Source organism: Mycobacterium sp. E2497 (assembly GCF_001668695.1).
Taxonomy (GTDB): Bacteria; Actinomycetota; Actinomycetes; order Mycobacteriales; family Mycobacteriaceae; genus Mycobacterium.
On record NZ_LZKD01000140.1, the window covers coordinates 1 to 15,318 of the forward strand.

Annotated in this window: 14 protein-coding genes, 2 tRNA genes and 1 pseudogene; 8 read left to right on the top strand and 9 right to left on the bottom strand. The window is 67.2% G+C overall.

The window, feature by feature from the left end; genetic code table 11:
- Window positions 1-970, bottom strand: a 970-nt coding sequence (locus A5713_RS12575; RefSeq protein ID WP_156751864.1) for a helicase HerA-like domain-containing protein, incomplete at its 3' end; no start/stop codon positions are given.
- A 121-nt stretch (window positions 971-1,091) separates the two neighbouring features.
- On the opposite strand from A5713_RS12575, the gene orn reads away from it, so the two are divergent.
- Together orn and A5713_RS12585 are read left to right on the top strand one after the other, a co-directional pair.
- Entirely contained in the window at window positions 1,092-1,739 is a 648-nt protein-coding gene (orn, locus tag A5713_RS12580; protein ID WP_067926570.1) for an oligoribonuclease, read from the top strand.
- Window positions 1,740-1,785: 46 nt separating this feature from the next.
- A tRNA-His gene (locus A5713_RS12585) sits at window positions 1,786-1,861 on the top strand.
- Window positions 1,862-1,892: 31 nt separating this feature from the next.
- On the opposite strand, the gene A5713_RS12590 is transcribed toward A5713_RS12585, so the two are convergent.
- The 3 genes from A5713_RS12590 to A5713_RS12600 form a co-directional block, all read right to left on the bottom strand.
- Window positions 1,893-3,089 (bottom strand): Ig-like domain-containing protein, encoded by a 1,197-nt coding sequence (locus A5713_RS12590; RefSeq protein ID WP_082972925.1) that lies wholly within the window; start codon window positions 3,087-3,089, stop codon window positions 1,893-1,895.
- Between the two features lie 126 nt (window positions 3,090-3,215).
- Complete coding sequence (locus A5713_RS12595) at window positions 3,216-4,115, bottom strand: DMT family transporter (RefSeq protein ID WP_068095935.1); 900 nt, start codon at window positions 4,113-4,115, stop codon at window positions 3,216-3,218.
- 66 nt (window positions 4,116-4,181) lie between these two features.
- Window positions 4,182-6,539 (bottom strand): MMPL family transporter, encoded by a 2,358-nt coding sequence (locus A5713_RS12600; RefSeq protein WP_068095927.1) that lies wholly within the window; start codon window positions 6,537-6,539, stop codon window positions 4,182-4,184.
- 198 nt (window positions 6,540-6,737) lie between these two features.
- On the opposite strand from A5713_RS12600, the gene A5713_RS12605 reads away from it, so the two are divergent.
- Together A5713_RS12605 and A5713_RS12610 are read left to right on the top strand one after the other, a co-directional pair.
- Window positions 6,738-7,976 (top strand): GNAT family N-acetyltransferase, encoded by a 1,239-nt coding sequence (locus A5713_RS12605; protein WP_067923564.1) that lies wholly within the window; start codon window positions 6,738-6,740, stop codon window positions 7,974-7,976.
- A gap of 175 nt (window positions 7,977-8,151) precedes the next feature.
- Window positions 8,152-8,227: transfer RNA gene (locus A5713_RS12610), tRNA-Lys, on the top strand.
- Between the two features lie 102 nt (window positions 8,228-8,329).
- Here A5713_RS12610 and A5713_RS12615 read toward each other — a convergent pair.
- The gene (locus A5713_RS12615) at window positions 8,330-9,577 is read right to left on the bottom strand and encodes a cytochrome P450 (RefSeq protein WP_082972926.1); all 1,248 of its coding nucleotides are present in this window, start codon (window positions 9,575-9,577) and stop codon (window positions 8,330-8,332) included.
- Window positions 9,578-9,798: 221 nt separating this feature from the next.
- On the bottom strand, window positions 9,799-10,194 hold the full coding sequence (locus tag A5713_RS12620) for a hypothetical protein (RefSeq protein ID WP_142393410.1): 396 nt from the start codon (window positions 10,192-10,194) through the stop codon (window positions 9,799-9,801).
- Window positions 10,195-10,795: 601 nt separating this feature from the next.
- Here A5713_RS12620 and A5713_RS12625 point away from each other — a divergent pair.
- A complete protein-coding gene (locus A5713_RS12625; protein ID WP_068095931.1) occupies window positions 10,796-12,538 on the top strand; it encodes a DUF3556 domain-containing protein in 1,743 nt (580 codons plus the stop codon).
- A 4-nt stretch (window positions 12,539-12,542) separates the two neighbouring features.
- Here A5713_RS12625 and A5713_RS12630 read toward each other — a convergent pair whose 3' ends face one another.
- Complete coding sequence (locus A5713_RS12630) at window positions 12,543-12,770, bottom strand: DUF3618 domain-containing protein (RefSeq protein WP_067923571.1); 228 nt, start codon at window positions 12,768-12,770, stop codon at window positions 12,543-12,545.
- Between the two features lie 98 nt (window positions 12,771-12,868).
- Here A5713_RS12630 and bcp point away from each other — a divergent pair, with 98 nt between their 5' ends.
- Window positions 12,869-13,342 carry a thioredoxin-dependent thiol peroxidase gene (bcp, locus tag A5713_RS12635; RefSeq protein ID WP_067928443.1) on the top strand — a complete coding sequence of 158 codons (474 nt, stop codon included), beginning with the start codon at window positions 12,869-12,871 and terminating at the stop codon, window positions 13,340-13,342.
- 24 nt (window positions 13,343-13,366) lie between these two features.
- Here bcp and A5713_RS12640 read toward each other — a convergent pair whose 3' ends face one another.
- Window positions 13,367-13,723 carry an MmpS family transport accessory protein gene (locus A5713_RS12640; RefSeq protein WP_082972927.1) on the bottom strand — a complete coding sequence of 119 codons (357 nt, stop codon included), beginning with the start codon at window positions 13,721-13,723 and terminating at the stop codon, window positions 13,367-13,369.
- A 190-nt stretch (window positions 13,724-13,913) separates the two neighbouring features.
- Here A5713_RS12640 and A5713_RS28280 point away from each other — a divergent pair, with 190 nt between their 5' ends.
- Entirely contained in the window at window positions 13,914-14,201 is a 288-nt protein-coding gene (locus A5713_RS28280; RefSeq protein WP_142393409.1) for a hypothetical protein, read from the top strand.
- Window positions 14,202-14,204: 3 nt separating this feature from the next.
- Here the strand turns inward: A5713_RS28280 and A5713_RS12645 are convergent.
- Window positions 14,205-15,167, bottom strand: a pseudogene (locus A5713_RS12645) (M20/M25/M40 family metallo-hydrolase); the annotation flags it as partial.
- On the opposite strand from A5713_RS12645, the gene A5713_RS27585 reads away from it, so the two are divergent.
- Window positions 15,150-15,318 (top strand): M20/M25/M40 family metallo-hydrolase (locus A5713_RS27585; RefSeq protein ID WP_231980382.1); only part of this gene is annotated, 169 nt, incomplete at its 3' end. The pseudogene A5713_RS12645 and the gene A5713_RS27585 overlap by 18 nt on opposite strands.

Here is a 15,318-nt window from a genome sequence, read left to right on the forward strand (position 1 = left end):
CCCCGACGCCCTTGGAGCGAATCAGCTTGACGGTCTGCTCGACCTGCTCGAGGAACGCCTTGGACGCGTCGGCGAACAACAGGTGCGCCTCGTCGAAGAAGAAGACCAATTTGGGCTTGTCGACGTCACCGACTTCGGGCAGCACCGCGAACAAGTCGGCGAGCACCCACATCAGGAACGTGGAGAAGATGACCGGGCGCAGCGACTGACCGCTGAACTCGAGCAGCGAGATGATGCCGTGGCCCTGATTGTCGACGCGCAGCAGATCCTGGGGGTCGAGCTTCGGCTCACCGAAGAACGTGTCGCCGCCCTCGGCGGCGAGGTTCACCAGCGCACGCAGGATGACGCCGGCCGTCGTCGGCGAGACCCCGCCGAGGTCTCTCAGGTCGGCCTTGCCCTCGTCGCTGGCCAGGTGGCTGATGACGCCACGCAGATCGTCCAGCGCCACCAGCGGACGATCGTTCTCCTTGGCCCAGTGGAAGATCAGTCCCAGCGTCGACTCTTGAGTGGCGTTGAGCCCCAGCACTTTCGACAACAGAACCGGACCGAAGCTGGCAACGGTCGCGCGGACGGGCACGCCCACGCCGCCGGTGCCCAGCGACAGGAATTCGACCGGGAATCCGGCGGCCGCCCAGTCATCGCCGGTGTCCTTGGCGCGCGCCGCGGTCTTCTCGTTGGCCTCCCCCGGCCGGGCCAGGCCCGACAGGTCGCCCTTGACGTCGGCCATCATCACCGCAACGCCCGCGGCGCTGAGTTGTTCGGCGATCAGCTGCAGCGTCTTGGTCTTGCCGGTTCCGGTGGCGCCGGCCACCAGACCGTGCCTGTTGATGGTGGACAGCGGGATGCGGATCTGGGCCGTCGGGTCGGCCGCGCCGTCGACGACGACCGTGCCCAGTTCGAGCGCCTGCCCGTCGACGGCGTAGCCGTTCGCGATCCGGCGCGCGGGCGTCTCCGCCGATTCGGCACTCATCGTGGCGCACCCCCCGTTCTCCAGTGGTTCGGCATGCGGTCCGGCAACGCTCACCCTACTTCTCCGAGGGATTTGGGGGCGACGGGCAACGTAAGTGCCGCCTGGGCCTAGTGTGAGCGCTGTGCGAGACGAGTTGGTGTGGATCGACTGCGAGATGACCGGGCTGGATCTCGGGTCGGACAAGCTGATCGAGATCGCGGCCCTGGTCACCGACGCCGATCTGAACATTTTGGGGGACGGCGTCGACGTGGTGATCCACGCCGACGAGGCCGCGCTGTCGTCGATGATCGACGTCGTCACCGAAATGCACACGCGTTCAGGGTTGATCGACGAGGTGCGGGCGTCCACCGTGGACCTGGCGACCGCCGAGGCCATGGTGCTCGATTACGTCGGCAAGCACGTAAAGCAACCCAAGACGGCGCCGCTGGCGGGCAATTCCATCGCCACCGACCGCGCGTTCATCGCCCGCGACATGCCCGCGCTGGACTCGTTCCTGCATTACCGGATGATCGACGTGAGCTCCATCAAGGAACTCTGCCGGCGCTGGTATCCGCGCATCTACTTCGGCCAGCCGGTCAAGGGGCTCGCCCACCGGGCGCTGGCCGACATTCACGAATCCATCCGCGAGCTGCGGTATTACCGCCAGACCGCGTTCGTCGCCCCGCCGGGGCCGTCTACCAGCGAGATCGAGGCCGTGGTCGCCGATCTGGACGGCGGAAAGGGCACACCGGGACCAATCGATTCGGCCCCCGAGCCACCGACCGGCTAGTATCGACGTCGCCGCTCGTTGGCCGAAAGGCCGGATGGCGGCAATGGTGGCTGTAGTTCAGCTGGTAGAGCACCAGGTTGTGATCCTGGGTGTCGCGGGTTCGAGTCCCGTCAGCCACCCCACTCGGCAGGAAGTACGCTCCTGCCCGACGCGTCAGGTGTTGGCGTTGCCCGCTTTCCACTGCGGCCAGGGGATGTTCCAGTCGCCCAGGCCCTCGGTGCCCGGCAGCGTCGGTCCCACGGTGTTGATCACCTCGACGACATCGCCGCTCTTGCTGTGGTCGTAGAACCACTCGGCGTTGCTGGGGCTCACGTTCAGGCACCCGTGGCTGGTGTTGGTGTGACCCTGGGCGCCGACCGACCAGGGCGCCGAGTGCACGAAGACGCCGCTATAGGACATCTGGGTGGCCCAGTCGACTTCGGTGCGATATCCGTTGGGCGAGTTGACCGGAACGCCGTAGGTCGACGAATCCATGATGATGTGCTTGAAGCGGCCGCCGATGATGTAGAAGCCGTTGTCGGTTGGCGTGCTGTCCTTGCCCATCGACGTCGGCATCGTCTTGACCACTTCGCCGTTGACGCGCACGGTCACGGTCTTGGTGGTGTCGTCGGCGGTCGAGATCACCTCGTCGCCGACGGTGAAGTGCGTCTTGACGTTGTCCTCGCCGAACATCCCGTCACCCAGGTCGACGCCGTAGGTGTTGACCGCCACATCGATGGCCGTCCCCGATTTCCAGAAATGCTCTGGGCGCCAACGCACTTCGCGGTTGTTGAGCCAGTAGAACGCGCCCTCGACGGGCGGGTTCGTGGTGATGGTGATGGCTTTCTGCGCCGCCGCCCGATCGGCGATGTTCTCGTCGAAGCGGATGGCCACCGGCTCGCCGACCCCGACGACGTCACCGTCGCCCGGATAGACGTAGGGCATGGTCAGGTGAGCCGGGGAACTGGTCTGGAAGGTCATCTGCCGATTCGCGGCGCCCCCCATGCCCAACGCTTTGGCGCTCAGCGTGTAGCGCCTGTTGTAGCCGAGTTGCTCGGTGGTAGACCAGCGCAGACCATCGGGGCTCAACTGCCCGCTGATCGACTTGCCGTTCTCGTTGACCATGCTGACCGATGCGAGGACGCCGCCGGCGACGCTCACCGTCACCGGCGCATCCACGGTGACGCCGACGGCCCCGTCGGTCACCGAGGCGGTCAGCTTGGGGACGAGCAGATCGGCGAATGGAGTGCCCTTGTCGAAGATGACCTTGGCCGGTGCCGCGGTGTGGCCACTGCCGCACGCAACGCCGAACACAGCAAGCGAAGCGATCGCGGCAGCCAGCCACGACCGTCGTCTGCGCAAAGACGTCATCGAGTGACCTTCCACGAAAATCGATGTAGTTGGTCCCCGCTGACCAGAAACAGTGCATGCATTGTAATGGGTTTTTCGTGCGCGCATGCCGACATCGGCGGGCCCGCGATCGGGTGTCGCGGACCCTCAGGCCTGTTGGCCGACCGTGTCGCGGAGTTCGGCCTCGACCCGATCGCACCTCGCGCCGGCCTCGACACGCGCGAGCCGGACGATGGCCACCGCGACCACCAGGACGGCCACCGCCAACGCGACCATCCCGGCGCGGCCCGCGCTCAAGGTCTCGTCGAGCACCACCACCCCCAGCACCGCCCCCACGACCGGCTGTGCCACCTCAAGCGTGGGCATCGACGCGGTCAGCGGTCCGGCTCGAAACGCCGCCTGGCTCCACGCCACCCCGCCCACGATGACCAGAATCGCCGCGTAGAGCTCCGGGGCTCGGATCACCGCCCATCCGCCATCGCCGAGCCGGGCGACGACCTCCTTGGCCAGAACGGCGAAGATCCCCCACAGCGAACCCGATACGAGCGCGAACAGCACCGCGGCGGCGGCGCCACCGAGGATGCGGCCCGCAACGACGCAGGCGACCAACAACGGGCCGAGGGCGACGGCCACCACGGCCCAGGTGCGAAGCGGCGCGGTGGCCTGACCGGCCTGCGGATTGCCGACGACGACGATCACGGTCACCGCGGCGGTGAGCAGGCCTGCCCACATCCACTCGGCCCCGGTCACCCTGCGATGGAACAACCGGGCGTTGATCGGCAGCGCGAACAGCAGCGAGCACATCAGCAGCGCCTGGACCAGCAGCACCGATCCCTGACCCAACGCGGCCGCCTGCAACGCGACGCTCCCGGCGAGCAGCAGCGCGCCAAGCCACCACCGCTGATTGCGCAGCAGGGTGGCGAACAATTCGACGTGGCCAACCGAGCGGTCCTCGATGCAATGCGCGGCGCGTTGCGGCACGTCGCCGATCGCGACGCACAGCGCCGAGGCCAGCGCCAGCAGGATGGCGATATCCGCCTTGGCCATCAGGGATTCTCCGTCGTGATCGGATATGAGCACCAATATCGTTGCACCGCAGTCGATTTCACTGAATCAGCCACGGTAGGACGCGGCTTTGGTGGGCCACCTCCGGATCGAGGGGCGCTGCGGCTCCGGCGCGTCGGCGGCCCAGCGACGCTGCCCCACCGCGGCGGCAGCGTCTTCACCGGTCTCGGACCGCTGCCGCAGCCACTCCAACGGTCTGGGCGCCCACCACGTCCACCGGCCGAGCAGGTGGATGAACGCCGGAACCAGGACCATCCGCACCAGGGTGGCGTCGGCCAATACGGCAAGGGTCAGGCCGAGCCCGAGCATCCGCATGAAGGACACGTGCGCCGGTATCAACGCGGCGAACGAGATCGACATCACCAGCGCCGCGGTGGTGACCACCCGCCCGATCCCCGCGATGCCCAAGGCCGTGCTCTCGTCCGTGGCGGCGCGCGCCTCCGCGGCGGTCGGCGGCGTCTCCTCGATCGCCTGCGACGCCAGCCAGTATTCGTGGATCCGCGACACCAGGAACACCTCGTAGTCCATCGCCAGCCCGAAGGCGATGCAGAACAACAGCACTGGGATGTTCGCGTTCAACGTCCCGTTGGGCGTCGTCCCCAGCGCACCCAGGTTGCCGTCCTGGAAGATCCACACCATGGCCCCGAACGCGGCCGTCAGCGACAGCAGGTTGCACGCCAGTGCCTGCAGCGGCAGCACCGCGCTGCCGGTCAGCAGGAACAGCAGCGTGAACGTGATGAGGGCGATCAGCGCGAACACGACGGGCAACCGCTTGGTGATTGCGCCGACGCTGTCGCGGTTGATCTGGCTCAGCCCCGTCATCTCCACCGACCGCGCCGCCGGTCCGGGGACCTTGTGCAGTTGGTCCAGCTGGGTGTTCGAGGCTGGCGAATAGAGCGGCGCGCTGCTGGTCACGGTGAAGAAAGCGCTGCCGTTGGCGGCGCCGGTGGCCGCGGCGGGCGCTCCCACCCGCCGACCCTCGACGAACGTCCCGGTCGGGGCGGTGACCGCGGACACGTCGGACACGCGCGACAGGGCGGCGGCATAGTGGTCCAGCTCGGCCGGGCCCACACCCTGTACATCGGGAACGACCGCCGTGACCCCCGTCCCGAAACCGTTGGCGAAATCGTTGTCGAGCATGTCGGCGACCTGGCGCGCCGAGGCCGACCGGGGCAACACGCGCTCGTCTGGAAAGCCCCACTTCACGCCCAAAAACGGCACCCCCAGCAACAACAGCAGCGCGACCACGCTGAGGCCCACCGGCAGGGCGTGGCGCAACACGTACCTGGTCGACCTGTACCAGAACTGCTGCTCGAGCGGTTTGTGCGCGTGATCCCGGAACGACCGCTGCCCGTGCAGGATGCGATGCAGCAGCGGACGCGCGTCCAGCGCATCCAGCCGGGGGCCGAGCAGCGCGATCGCGGCCGGGGTGACCACGATCGCCGTCACCGCCACGATCACCGCGGTGGCCACGATGGTGTAGGCCGAGGATTTCAAGAAGTACATCGGGAACACCGCCATCACGGCCATCGACAATCCGACCGTGGTGGCGGAGAACAGCACCGTCCGGCCCGCGGTGGCCATGGTCCGCATCAGCGCCCGCTCCCGGTCGCCGCTACGGGCCAGTTCCTCGCGGTAGCGGCTGATGATCAGCAGGTTGTAGTCGATCGCCAGGGCAAGCCCCATCGCGATGCTCAGGTCCAGGGCGTACGTCGAGACGTCGGTCGCGAAGGTGATCAGCCGCAACACCGACATGGTGCAGACGATGGCCAGCGTGCCGAGCACGATCGGCAGCGCCGCCGCCACCACACCGCCCAGCACCCAGACCAGGACCGCGAAGCTGAGCGGGATCGCAATGGACTCCATCAACAGGAGGTCCCGCTCATTCTGATCGTTGATCTGGGCATACGCCACGGCCATGCCCCCGGCGCGCACGGTGACGCCGTCGCGGTCGTGCACCAGTTCGTCGGTGAGGGTGCCGGCGTACTTCTGGGCGTCGTCCTCCCCGCCCTTCAGGCCGGCCACGATCATCCCCGACTTCTGGTCTTTGCTGACCAGTTGGGCGGCGGTCTGGGGCGGTGACGTCCACGCCGAGGACACATTCAAGACCCACGGCGATGTCTTCAGGCGGTTAGCGATGTCGGTTCCGACGTCGCGCGCCTGCTGGCTCTCGACGCCGGCCGGGGCCGTCACCACGATCAGCATTTGCTGATCGGTCTGGTTGAACTTGTCGCGAAGCACATTGGTCGCCCGCGCGGACTCCGAGGTCGGGTCCTGAAACCCGCCGCCCGACAGTTTGTTGATCACCGGGAGGCCGAAGACCGCCGCCCCGACGAGCACCAAGGCAGCGACCGCAATGATGCGGCGCGGCGCGGCGATGCCAAGGCGGGTGAGTGCTTGCAGCACGGTTAGTCCTTTCAGCGCTAATGGCCCCGGCGTATCCCTATACCCGAACGGGCGAACCTGACCCACCTTCGTCAGGGCCGGCCCGGCGACGTTTGGCAATTCACCACTCGGGTATCGAACGGAAGGGGCCTCCTCAATAGGTCACATTCGCAGTGCGAAGTGCCGTTTTGGCTGGGCTATAAGCGGATTGGATGAGCGATGAACTCGACCGACAACGCCATCAGCATGAGGCATCCGACCGAAGACGACCTGCAAGCCGTCTACCGGAATCAGGCCCGTACCTTCGGCGACCCGGTGGACGACGTTGCCATCGAGGCGTGGAAACGCCGCGTCAGCGTCAACGACATCCTGGTGGCCGAGGACGTCTCCGATCCGCAACAGCCATTGCTGGTGGGAACGTCCATCATCTACCCGACCCAGCTGACGGTGCCGGGTGGAACCAGCCTGCGGGCCGCATGGCTGACGATGATCGCCGTCGCGTCAACGCATCAGGGCAAGGGGGTATGGGCACAGCTCAGCGCCAAGGGGCTGGGCATACTCATCGACCGCGGTTACCCGATCGTCTTCGGTGTGCCGACCCAGACCGCGATGTACGACGGCTTCGGCGCCGGCGTGGCGAGCTACCTCCGCAGCTACCGCATCGACCGCCGATTCGCCAAGCTGCGCACCCCGCCGAGCGAGATCAGGGCTCGCGAGGTGCACACCGACGAAGCGCAACACCTGCTGCCGAAAATCTACGAAAGATGGTGCGCCACAACGCCCGGCGCGGTGACCCGCGACGACGCCTGGTGGGCGGACTACTTCGACGACAGGCCAACCCAGCGCGGGAATGGGACCGCGCTGAACTACACGATCCATCCGGACGGCTTCTTGACGTACCGGGTCGTCGGCCAGTCGGACCACGGGTACCGACCCCCGTTGGGGACCGTCGTCGTCGAAGACTTCTGCCCCGTCACGGACGAGGCGCACACCGAGTTGCTGCAGACATTGCTGGTCTTGGAGATGTTCGACACCGTCGAGATCGACGTGCCGGCTGACGACCCGCTGCCGCTCAAGCTCACCGACCTGCGAGCCGCGGAAACCACCGGTGTGAACGATTTCCTGTGGGTGCGGATCAACGATGTCCCCGAAGTCCTCGGCACCCGCGCCTACGCCGCCGACCTCGAGGTCACGCTGGAAGTCGACGACCCGCTCGGCCTGGCGGGCGGACAATTCCTGCTGCAGACCCGTGACGGCGTGGGAAAGTGCACGCCGCACGACGGTTCCGCCGACGTGAAGGTCAGCCTGGCCGATCTCGCCACCATGTATATGGGCGCGCACAGCGCCTCCGAACTCAGCCGAACCGGCCGGATCACCGAGCTGCGGCGGGGCACACTCCATGACCTGAACGCCGCCTTCGCCACCGACCGGGCCCCGTACTGCGGGACGCTCTTCTGAGCCGATCATTGTGCGCAACAGGTGCTTTCGTCGACCATTAGCGCCGGAACGCTCGCACGGGCGCCAACCATCCCGCCCCCTCCCGGAGGTGTTGGCTATCCTGGAAGGGATCGGAGGATTTCGCACCGCGGCAGGACGCCTGTTATTGTCGCGTACGCGGTCTCGGCCGTCGAAAGCGCCGTTAGCTCAGTTGGTAGAGCAGCTGACTCTTAATCAGCGGGTCCGGGGTTCGAAACCCTGACGGCGCACCACAGACGTACTCAACGTTTCCGCCTATGACCGGGATGGATGCGTCGGCACCGCGCGAAGGCTCGGCGATCTGCACGGCGGGTCCCGTCGGCCGGACGTTCGGTTCATCGCACCGTCGCGCGGGAGCCTGAGCCGGCCGTGCTCAACTCGGCGTCGGCTGTGCCCCAGCTCAGCGGGAGCGACTTGAGGGCAAAGCTCTTCGAGGGGAACTTGATCTCCGGGATGTACCCCGGCGGGACTTCGAAGTCCGGGATGCGCTTGAGCCACTCGTTGACGACGATCGTCAGTTCCATGCGTGCCATGTGGGAGCCGACGCAGCGATGCGGCCCGCCCCCGAATCCCCAGTGGCGGTGCACCTTTCCGTCCATGACCAAGTCGTCGGTCGATATCTCGTCGCTACCGTCGCGGTTGATCGCGGCCGTGCACAACCGTACTGGTGTGCCGGGGGGAAGGGTCATGCCGCCGACCTTGACGAAGTCGGTGGTCACCCGCGCGGCCAGGGGGGCTGCCGGCTCGAGCCGGACGATCTCTTCGATGAAAACCTTCACCTGCGCTGGTTCGTCGCGAAGTTCCCTGCGCAGCTGGGGTCTGCGCGCCAGTTCGAACAGCGAGAACCCGATGGCCGCGGCCACGGTGTCCAGACCGGACAACACCAGCAGGTGGCTCATGCCGAGGAGCTCGAGGTCACTTAGCTCCCCCGGGCCGATCATCACCCGGGATAGCATGTCCGAGCCCGGCTCCCGCCGGCGTCGCAAGATGGCGTCGGTGAAGTAAGCCAGCAGCTCGTTGCCCTCGGGTCCGCCGTCCACCGCGGCGTCCTTCCAGCCGATCACACGGTCCCGGTCTTCCAGCGGCAACCCGTAGAGGTCCATGAACACCTGGTACGGGTAGAGCCGCGCGAAATCCGCCATCACCTCGCATCCGCCCCGGCCAGCGAGGTCAGCGATCATCTCGACGGCGTGGCGTTCCATCACGGGCCAGGATTCGGCCAAGGCGTGCGGGCTGAAGTGCGGTTGCAGGATCTTGCGGTAGCGGGTGTGCTCGGGGGGGTCGAACGCCGATGGCAGCACCGGCAACGGGCTGCCGGGAGGCTGCAGTGCCAAATGCGCCGAGAAGAGATTGGGTTGGCATACCGCCGCCAGCACATCCTCACGGCGGGTCAGGTAATACGCGCCGTTCATGAAGACGACGGGCCCGGCGTCCCGCAAAGCCTTCCACCCGACACCTCGATCGGCGGCCAGCGGCAACGCGGAATGCTCCAGCCGCGGTAGGTGAAACTTCCCCGGCTGGCACGCCTCGGGTGTATCCGAGTGGATGGGCCCCGAATTGAGTTCTTGTGCATTCGATTTCATCGACGTGCCGCCGGACTCGTGAGGGAGGGTTGACTAATAGCTGTGGACATGTCGGTTCCTCGAGGATGCGAAGGGATGAGCGCCCGACGCTCAGGGCGTCGCAGGGCGCCGCAATATGGGGATCGGCTATGAGCCGCGCAAACGCGCAGCGTCAAAACGAAATTGGTCTGCGCGTGGGCTGTACGGGCCTAGGGAAGGCGCGAAAGGTGGGAGTGGAACCCTCAGCAGCGGATAACGCAGAGCCGGGTGGAGTTGTCTCGGTGGTCGGGAACGGCCGCAGGCGCGACGCGGACCGGCGGCGGCTCGGCCGCGGCAAACGAAGTCGGCAACGCCAACCAGCCGCCTTGGTGCGTCATCGGAGGCCAGCTGATCGGCCGGTCGCGTGTCATCCACATGCTGTGGAACGGCTTTTTGTCCGTCGACGTCGAGCCGGTTGCCGGGCCATGGTCGGCACGGCTGATCGTTTGGGCAGCGTCAGCGCGCGCATGACCGGCTTGCGTTTGCGCACTTTGGGTTTGCTGGGTCCACGCCGCCGGCTCGGGGAGCGTGCCCGCTGCGAACTGCGGGCGCAGGGAGGACCCGGCGATCAAGGCGACGAACAGGCTCAGCGCCGACACGACGGCGACGATCGACCGCCGTCGTCGGGTCATCCGAGCGCTCTCACGGCCCACAGTCGCAGGACTGTACAAGGCATTACTTGTCAGCTGGCCATCAATGAGCTGTGAAAACGATCCGAGTCGGGTGCGCGGCGTCGGGTTCGTGACCAAGCTCACCCGGTCCGCACTGACGCGGCGCGAAAGGCGTTCCTGGACACCGACTTTGCAGTTGGTAACCGCTTCCGTGCTGCATGGTTTGCCAGTCGACCGCCCCTAGGAGGCGTACGAGACGCGGCGTCGGCGCCACCGCTCGCCACCGAAAACGGCGCCGGCCGCCCCGGATTCGGCTGCATTCGTGACCGGGCCCGGTCGCGCCACTTCCTCAATGTGCCGAAACCACTGCGCTGCAGATTGTTCGGGTCGGACCGTAACATCCGAACAACGCGGCGCCGCGTGCAGTGACTGCCCATATCGGCGAGAACACCGACCGCCGCCGGGGCGCAAGGAACCGACTCTATTTTTGACGCCGTATGCCCCCGCGATAGCTGTTGCTCCAGGTATTTTTTGCTGCACCGGTTGGCGCGTACCCGCTACCGGGTACGAGTGCGTCGAAGGAGCCGCCATGGGGTTCATCCAGCCGAACCTGCCCGTCGTCGACATCGCCGACTGGAGCAAGCAGAGCCGCGCGCAGCGGATCGTGCCGATGGTGCGCCACATCGCGGAAAACGGGTTCGGCACCCCGCTGGTGATGCATGTGATGTACGGGGTGAAGATCGCGCTGTACGTTCTCGGCGGCTGGGTGTTCGGGTGGTGCACGGCGGGCATCGGCGGCTTCACGGGCGTCGCCGCGTGGTGGTCGGAACCCATCGTGTTCGAGAAGGCCGTGCTGTACACCATGCTGTTCGAAGTCGTCGGGCTGGGCTGCTGCTTCGGGCCACTGGCCGGGCGTTACTTCCCGCCGATGGGCTCCATCCTGTACTGGCTGCGCCCCGGCACCATCCGGCTGCCACCCTGGCCCGACCGGGTCCCGCTGACCAAGGGCACCGTCCGCAGCCCGATCGACGCGGCGCTCTACGCCGCGCTGCTGGTGTTGCTGGCGATCGCGTTGGTCTCCGGCGGCACCGGCCCAATCCCCGCCCTGCACACGCAGATTGGGGTGCTGGCGCCCTGGCACACCGTGGCGATCCTGGCGGTCCTGGCCGTCGTCGGCCTGCGCGACAAGGTCATCTTCCTGGCCGCTCGCGGCGAGGTCTACGCGCCGCTCGCGCTGGTGTTCCTGTTCTCCGGGGCGGACTCGATCATCGGGGCCAAGGTGGTCTTCATGGTCATCTGGCTGGGGGCGGCCACCTCAAAGCTCAACCGGCACTTCCCGTTCGTCATCTCGACGATGCTGGCGAACAACCCGTTCATCCCGTCGGGCCCGCTCAAGCGGTCGATGTTCAAGCGCTATCCGGACGACCTGCGCCCCAGCGCGCTGGCGGGTTTCATCGCGCACTTCTCCACCGCCGTCGAGGGCCTGGTGCCGCTGGCGTTGCTCTTCTCCCACGGCGGCTGGCCCACGGCCATCGCCGCGTTCGTGATGATCGTGTTCCACCTGAACATCCTGCTGGCCTTCCCGATGGGGGTGCCGTTGGAGTGGAACGTGTTCATGATCTTCGGGGTGCTGTCGCTGTTCGTGGCGCACGCCCGCCTCGGACTGTCCGATCTGGCCGACCCGTTGCCGGTGGCGATCCTCTTCGTGGTCATCGCCGGAATCGTTGTCGTCGGAAACCTCTACCCGCGCAAGGTGTCCTTCCTGCCGGGCATGCGGTACTACGCGGGCAACTGGGACACCACCGTGTGGTGCGTCAAGCCATCGGTCGACGAGAAGTTCCGCACCGGGTCGCGCGCGTTGGGACCCATGCAACACCTGCAGCTCGAGCGCCTCTACGGCTCCAGGGAGGCGACCCTGGTCCCGCTTCACCTCGCCATGGCGTTCCGCGGGATGAACACACACGGCCGCGCGCTGTTCACCCTGGTGCACCGCGCGCTGGCCGGCTACGACGAGGACGACTATAACCTGTGCGAGGGCGAGGTCCTGTGCTCGATGGTGCTGGGATGGAACTTCGGCGACGGGCACATGCACAACGAATGCCTCATCGAGGCCTTACAGCAGCGCTGCGACTTCCAGCCCGGTGACGTGCGGGTGGTCATTCTGGACGCCCAACCCATCCACGTCCAGCGGCAGGAATACCGGCTTGTCGACGCGGCGACCGGCGAATTCGAGCGCGGCTACGTCGACGTCGAGGACATGGTCGCGGCGCAGCCATGGGACGACGACATTCCGGTGCACGTTCAGAGCGGCACGGGTGCCGGCATGACCTGAGGCGTCAGCGGTTGCGCACCCGGTGCACCACCACCACGACCACGAGGGCACCGACGCCGGCCAGGGTCACCGTCACCGCCGGCTTCTTCACGAACTCGATCGCCTTCGCCTTCAGGTCGTCGGCGAGGCGGCGCGGGTTGGCCCGCACGGCAAGAGTGTCGACGGTGGCCGCCAGCTGGTCGCGGGCGACGTCGATGTCCCGCTTGATGGCCTCGGGGTCCCGGTCCGCCACGTGTCTGTCCTCCCAATCGGCCTGATGCACCTGACGCACTACCCTAGATCAGCTGGCGGTAACCCCCACGCTCCGGTGAACAGAAAGGGGCCCAGAAGATGGCCGAGACCACGCGGCTTGCGCCGGGCGACAAAGCGCCCTCCTTCAGCCTGCCCGACGCCGACGGCAACCAGGTGTCGCTGGCCGACTACAGGGGGCGCCGCGTCATCGTGTACTTCTACCCGGCGGCCTCCACGCCGGGCTGCACCAAGCAGGCCTGCGACTTCCGCGACAACCTGCACGAACTCAGCGACGCCGGCCTCGACGTGATCGGCATCTCCCCCGACAAGCCGGAGAAGCTGGCCAAGTTTCGTGACGCCGAGAAGCTGACGTTCCCGCTGCTGTCGGATCCCGAGCGCAAGGTGCTGACGGCCTGGGGCGCCTACGGCGAGAAGCAGATGTACGGCAAGACCGTGCAGGGCGTGATCCGCTCGACCTTCGTGGTCGACGAAAAGGGCAAGATCGCCCTCGCGCAGTACAACGTCAAGGCCACCGGGCACGTCGCCAAACTGCGCCGCGACCTCGAGGTGTGAACCCCGGAGCGGTACCCGCTCCGGTTACGCCGCGCACTGGGCCAGGCCGGCTTCGCCCGTGCCCGTCGTGGACTTGGTGTCCTTCACTGCTCCGTTGACCGTAATTGTGCAGGTCGTCTTTTGACCGGTCGGGTTCGCGGCGACCGTCAGTACCGCCGCGGGACTGGTGTCCTTGCTGGTGAATGAGATGGACCACGGCACGGGCTGATTGGTCAGCGTCTGCAGGACACCTGTCGCGTCGATGTACGACACTGCCGCCAACGGCGCGTCCGACGTCACGGTGTACACGACCGCGTCGCCCGGCGCGGCGACCGCATCTGGCGCCGTTATCAGTGACGCTGAAACCAATACTGCGGAGGCCGCAGCGAACGGTGTCTTCATCGGTGCTCCTTTCTTGCCCCCGCTGACCCGTACTTTGCGCTGCTTGCGGCATCTCGGCAACTTCACCGCGGCAGCGTTGCAGCAACGGCGCTGGGCAGAAACTGGGATCGGTAGCCGCAAGCCGACGCCAAGAATTTCGCAAGTGGTTCGCCGCAACGTACGGCGCGATCGGCAACGAGAGGATTTTCCGATGAATACACCCCGGCGTCGGATCGTCGGGGCGGCGATGCTTTCCGGCGGCGTAGCGGTGGCCGGTCTGGGCTTGGCCGTACCCGCCCAAGCTGGCCCGTCCTACTGGCACTACTGCCCCGGCCAGAAATGGGGATACACGGTTCCGATACCGCCAGGATTCGACCTGAGCGTGTGCCACTGGTTCGCCGTCACAGTTCAGAACGGCCCGTCGGGCCCGGTGTATCACTTCGCGGAGGCTGACCCGGCGCAAGTGCCCCCGCCGGCGCCCGGCTTCCCGTGGCCGTAACGGTCAGGCGAGGTTGGCCAGCAGCAGCGCCTCGGCGACAGCGGCGCGTTCCAGCACCCCCAGATGCAGGCTTTCGTTGATGCTGTGCGCCTGGGTGGCGGGGTCCTCGACGCCGGTGACCAGAATCTTGGCCTGCGGGAAGGCTGCGGCGAATTCGGCGATGAACGGGATGGAGCCACCCATGCCCATGTCGATCGGGTCGGTGCCCCACGCCTGCCGGAAGGCCGCCCGCGCGGCGTCGTACACCGGGCCGCTGGCATCGATGGCGTAAGGCTCGCCGATGTCGCCGCGGGTGACGGTCACCCGCGCACCCCACGGTGCGTGCTTTTCCAGATGTGACGTCAGCGCATCCAGGTGTGCCCCGGCGTCACCCCCGGGCGCGACCCGCATGCTGATCTTTGCCCGCGCTCGCGGGATCAACGTGTTCGACGCCTTGTCGATGGGCGTGGTGTCGACGCCGATCACGGTGATCGCGGGCTTGGCCCACAGCCGCTGCGGCGCCGAACCCGAACCGATCTCGGACACCCCGTCCAGCAGACCGGAGTCCGCCCGCACCCGCTCGGGCGGGTAATCCACGGCGGCTGCGGCGCTTTCGTGCAGACCGGCGACGGCGACGTTGCCGTCATCGTCGTGCAGGCTGGCCAGCAGCCGCACCAGCACGCTCAGCGCGTCGGGCACTACCCCGCCCCAGATGCCGGAGTGCAGGCCGTGGTCGAGCGTGGCGACCTCGACCACGCAGTCGACCAGGCCCCGCAACGAAACGGTCAGCGCCGGAACGTCGGTGCTCCAGTTGTCCGAGTCGGCGATGACGATCACATCGGCCGCGAGCGCGTCGCGGTGGGCGGCCAGCAGGCGGCCCAGCGACGGCGAGCCGGATTCCTCCTCCCCCTCGACGAAGACGGTCACGCCGACCGGCGGCTGCCCGCCGTGCGCCCGGAACGCCGCCAAATGCGTTGCGATGCCGGCCAGTGGGCGTCGCCGCCCTTCGTACCCACCGAACGCGGTGGCCGGCTTTATGGCCGTGGCAGCGCCGACGACAAGGCCGGCATCGCAACGCATTTGGCGGCGTTCCGGGCGCACGGCGGGCAGCCGCCGGTCGGCGTGACCGTCTTCGTCG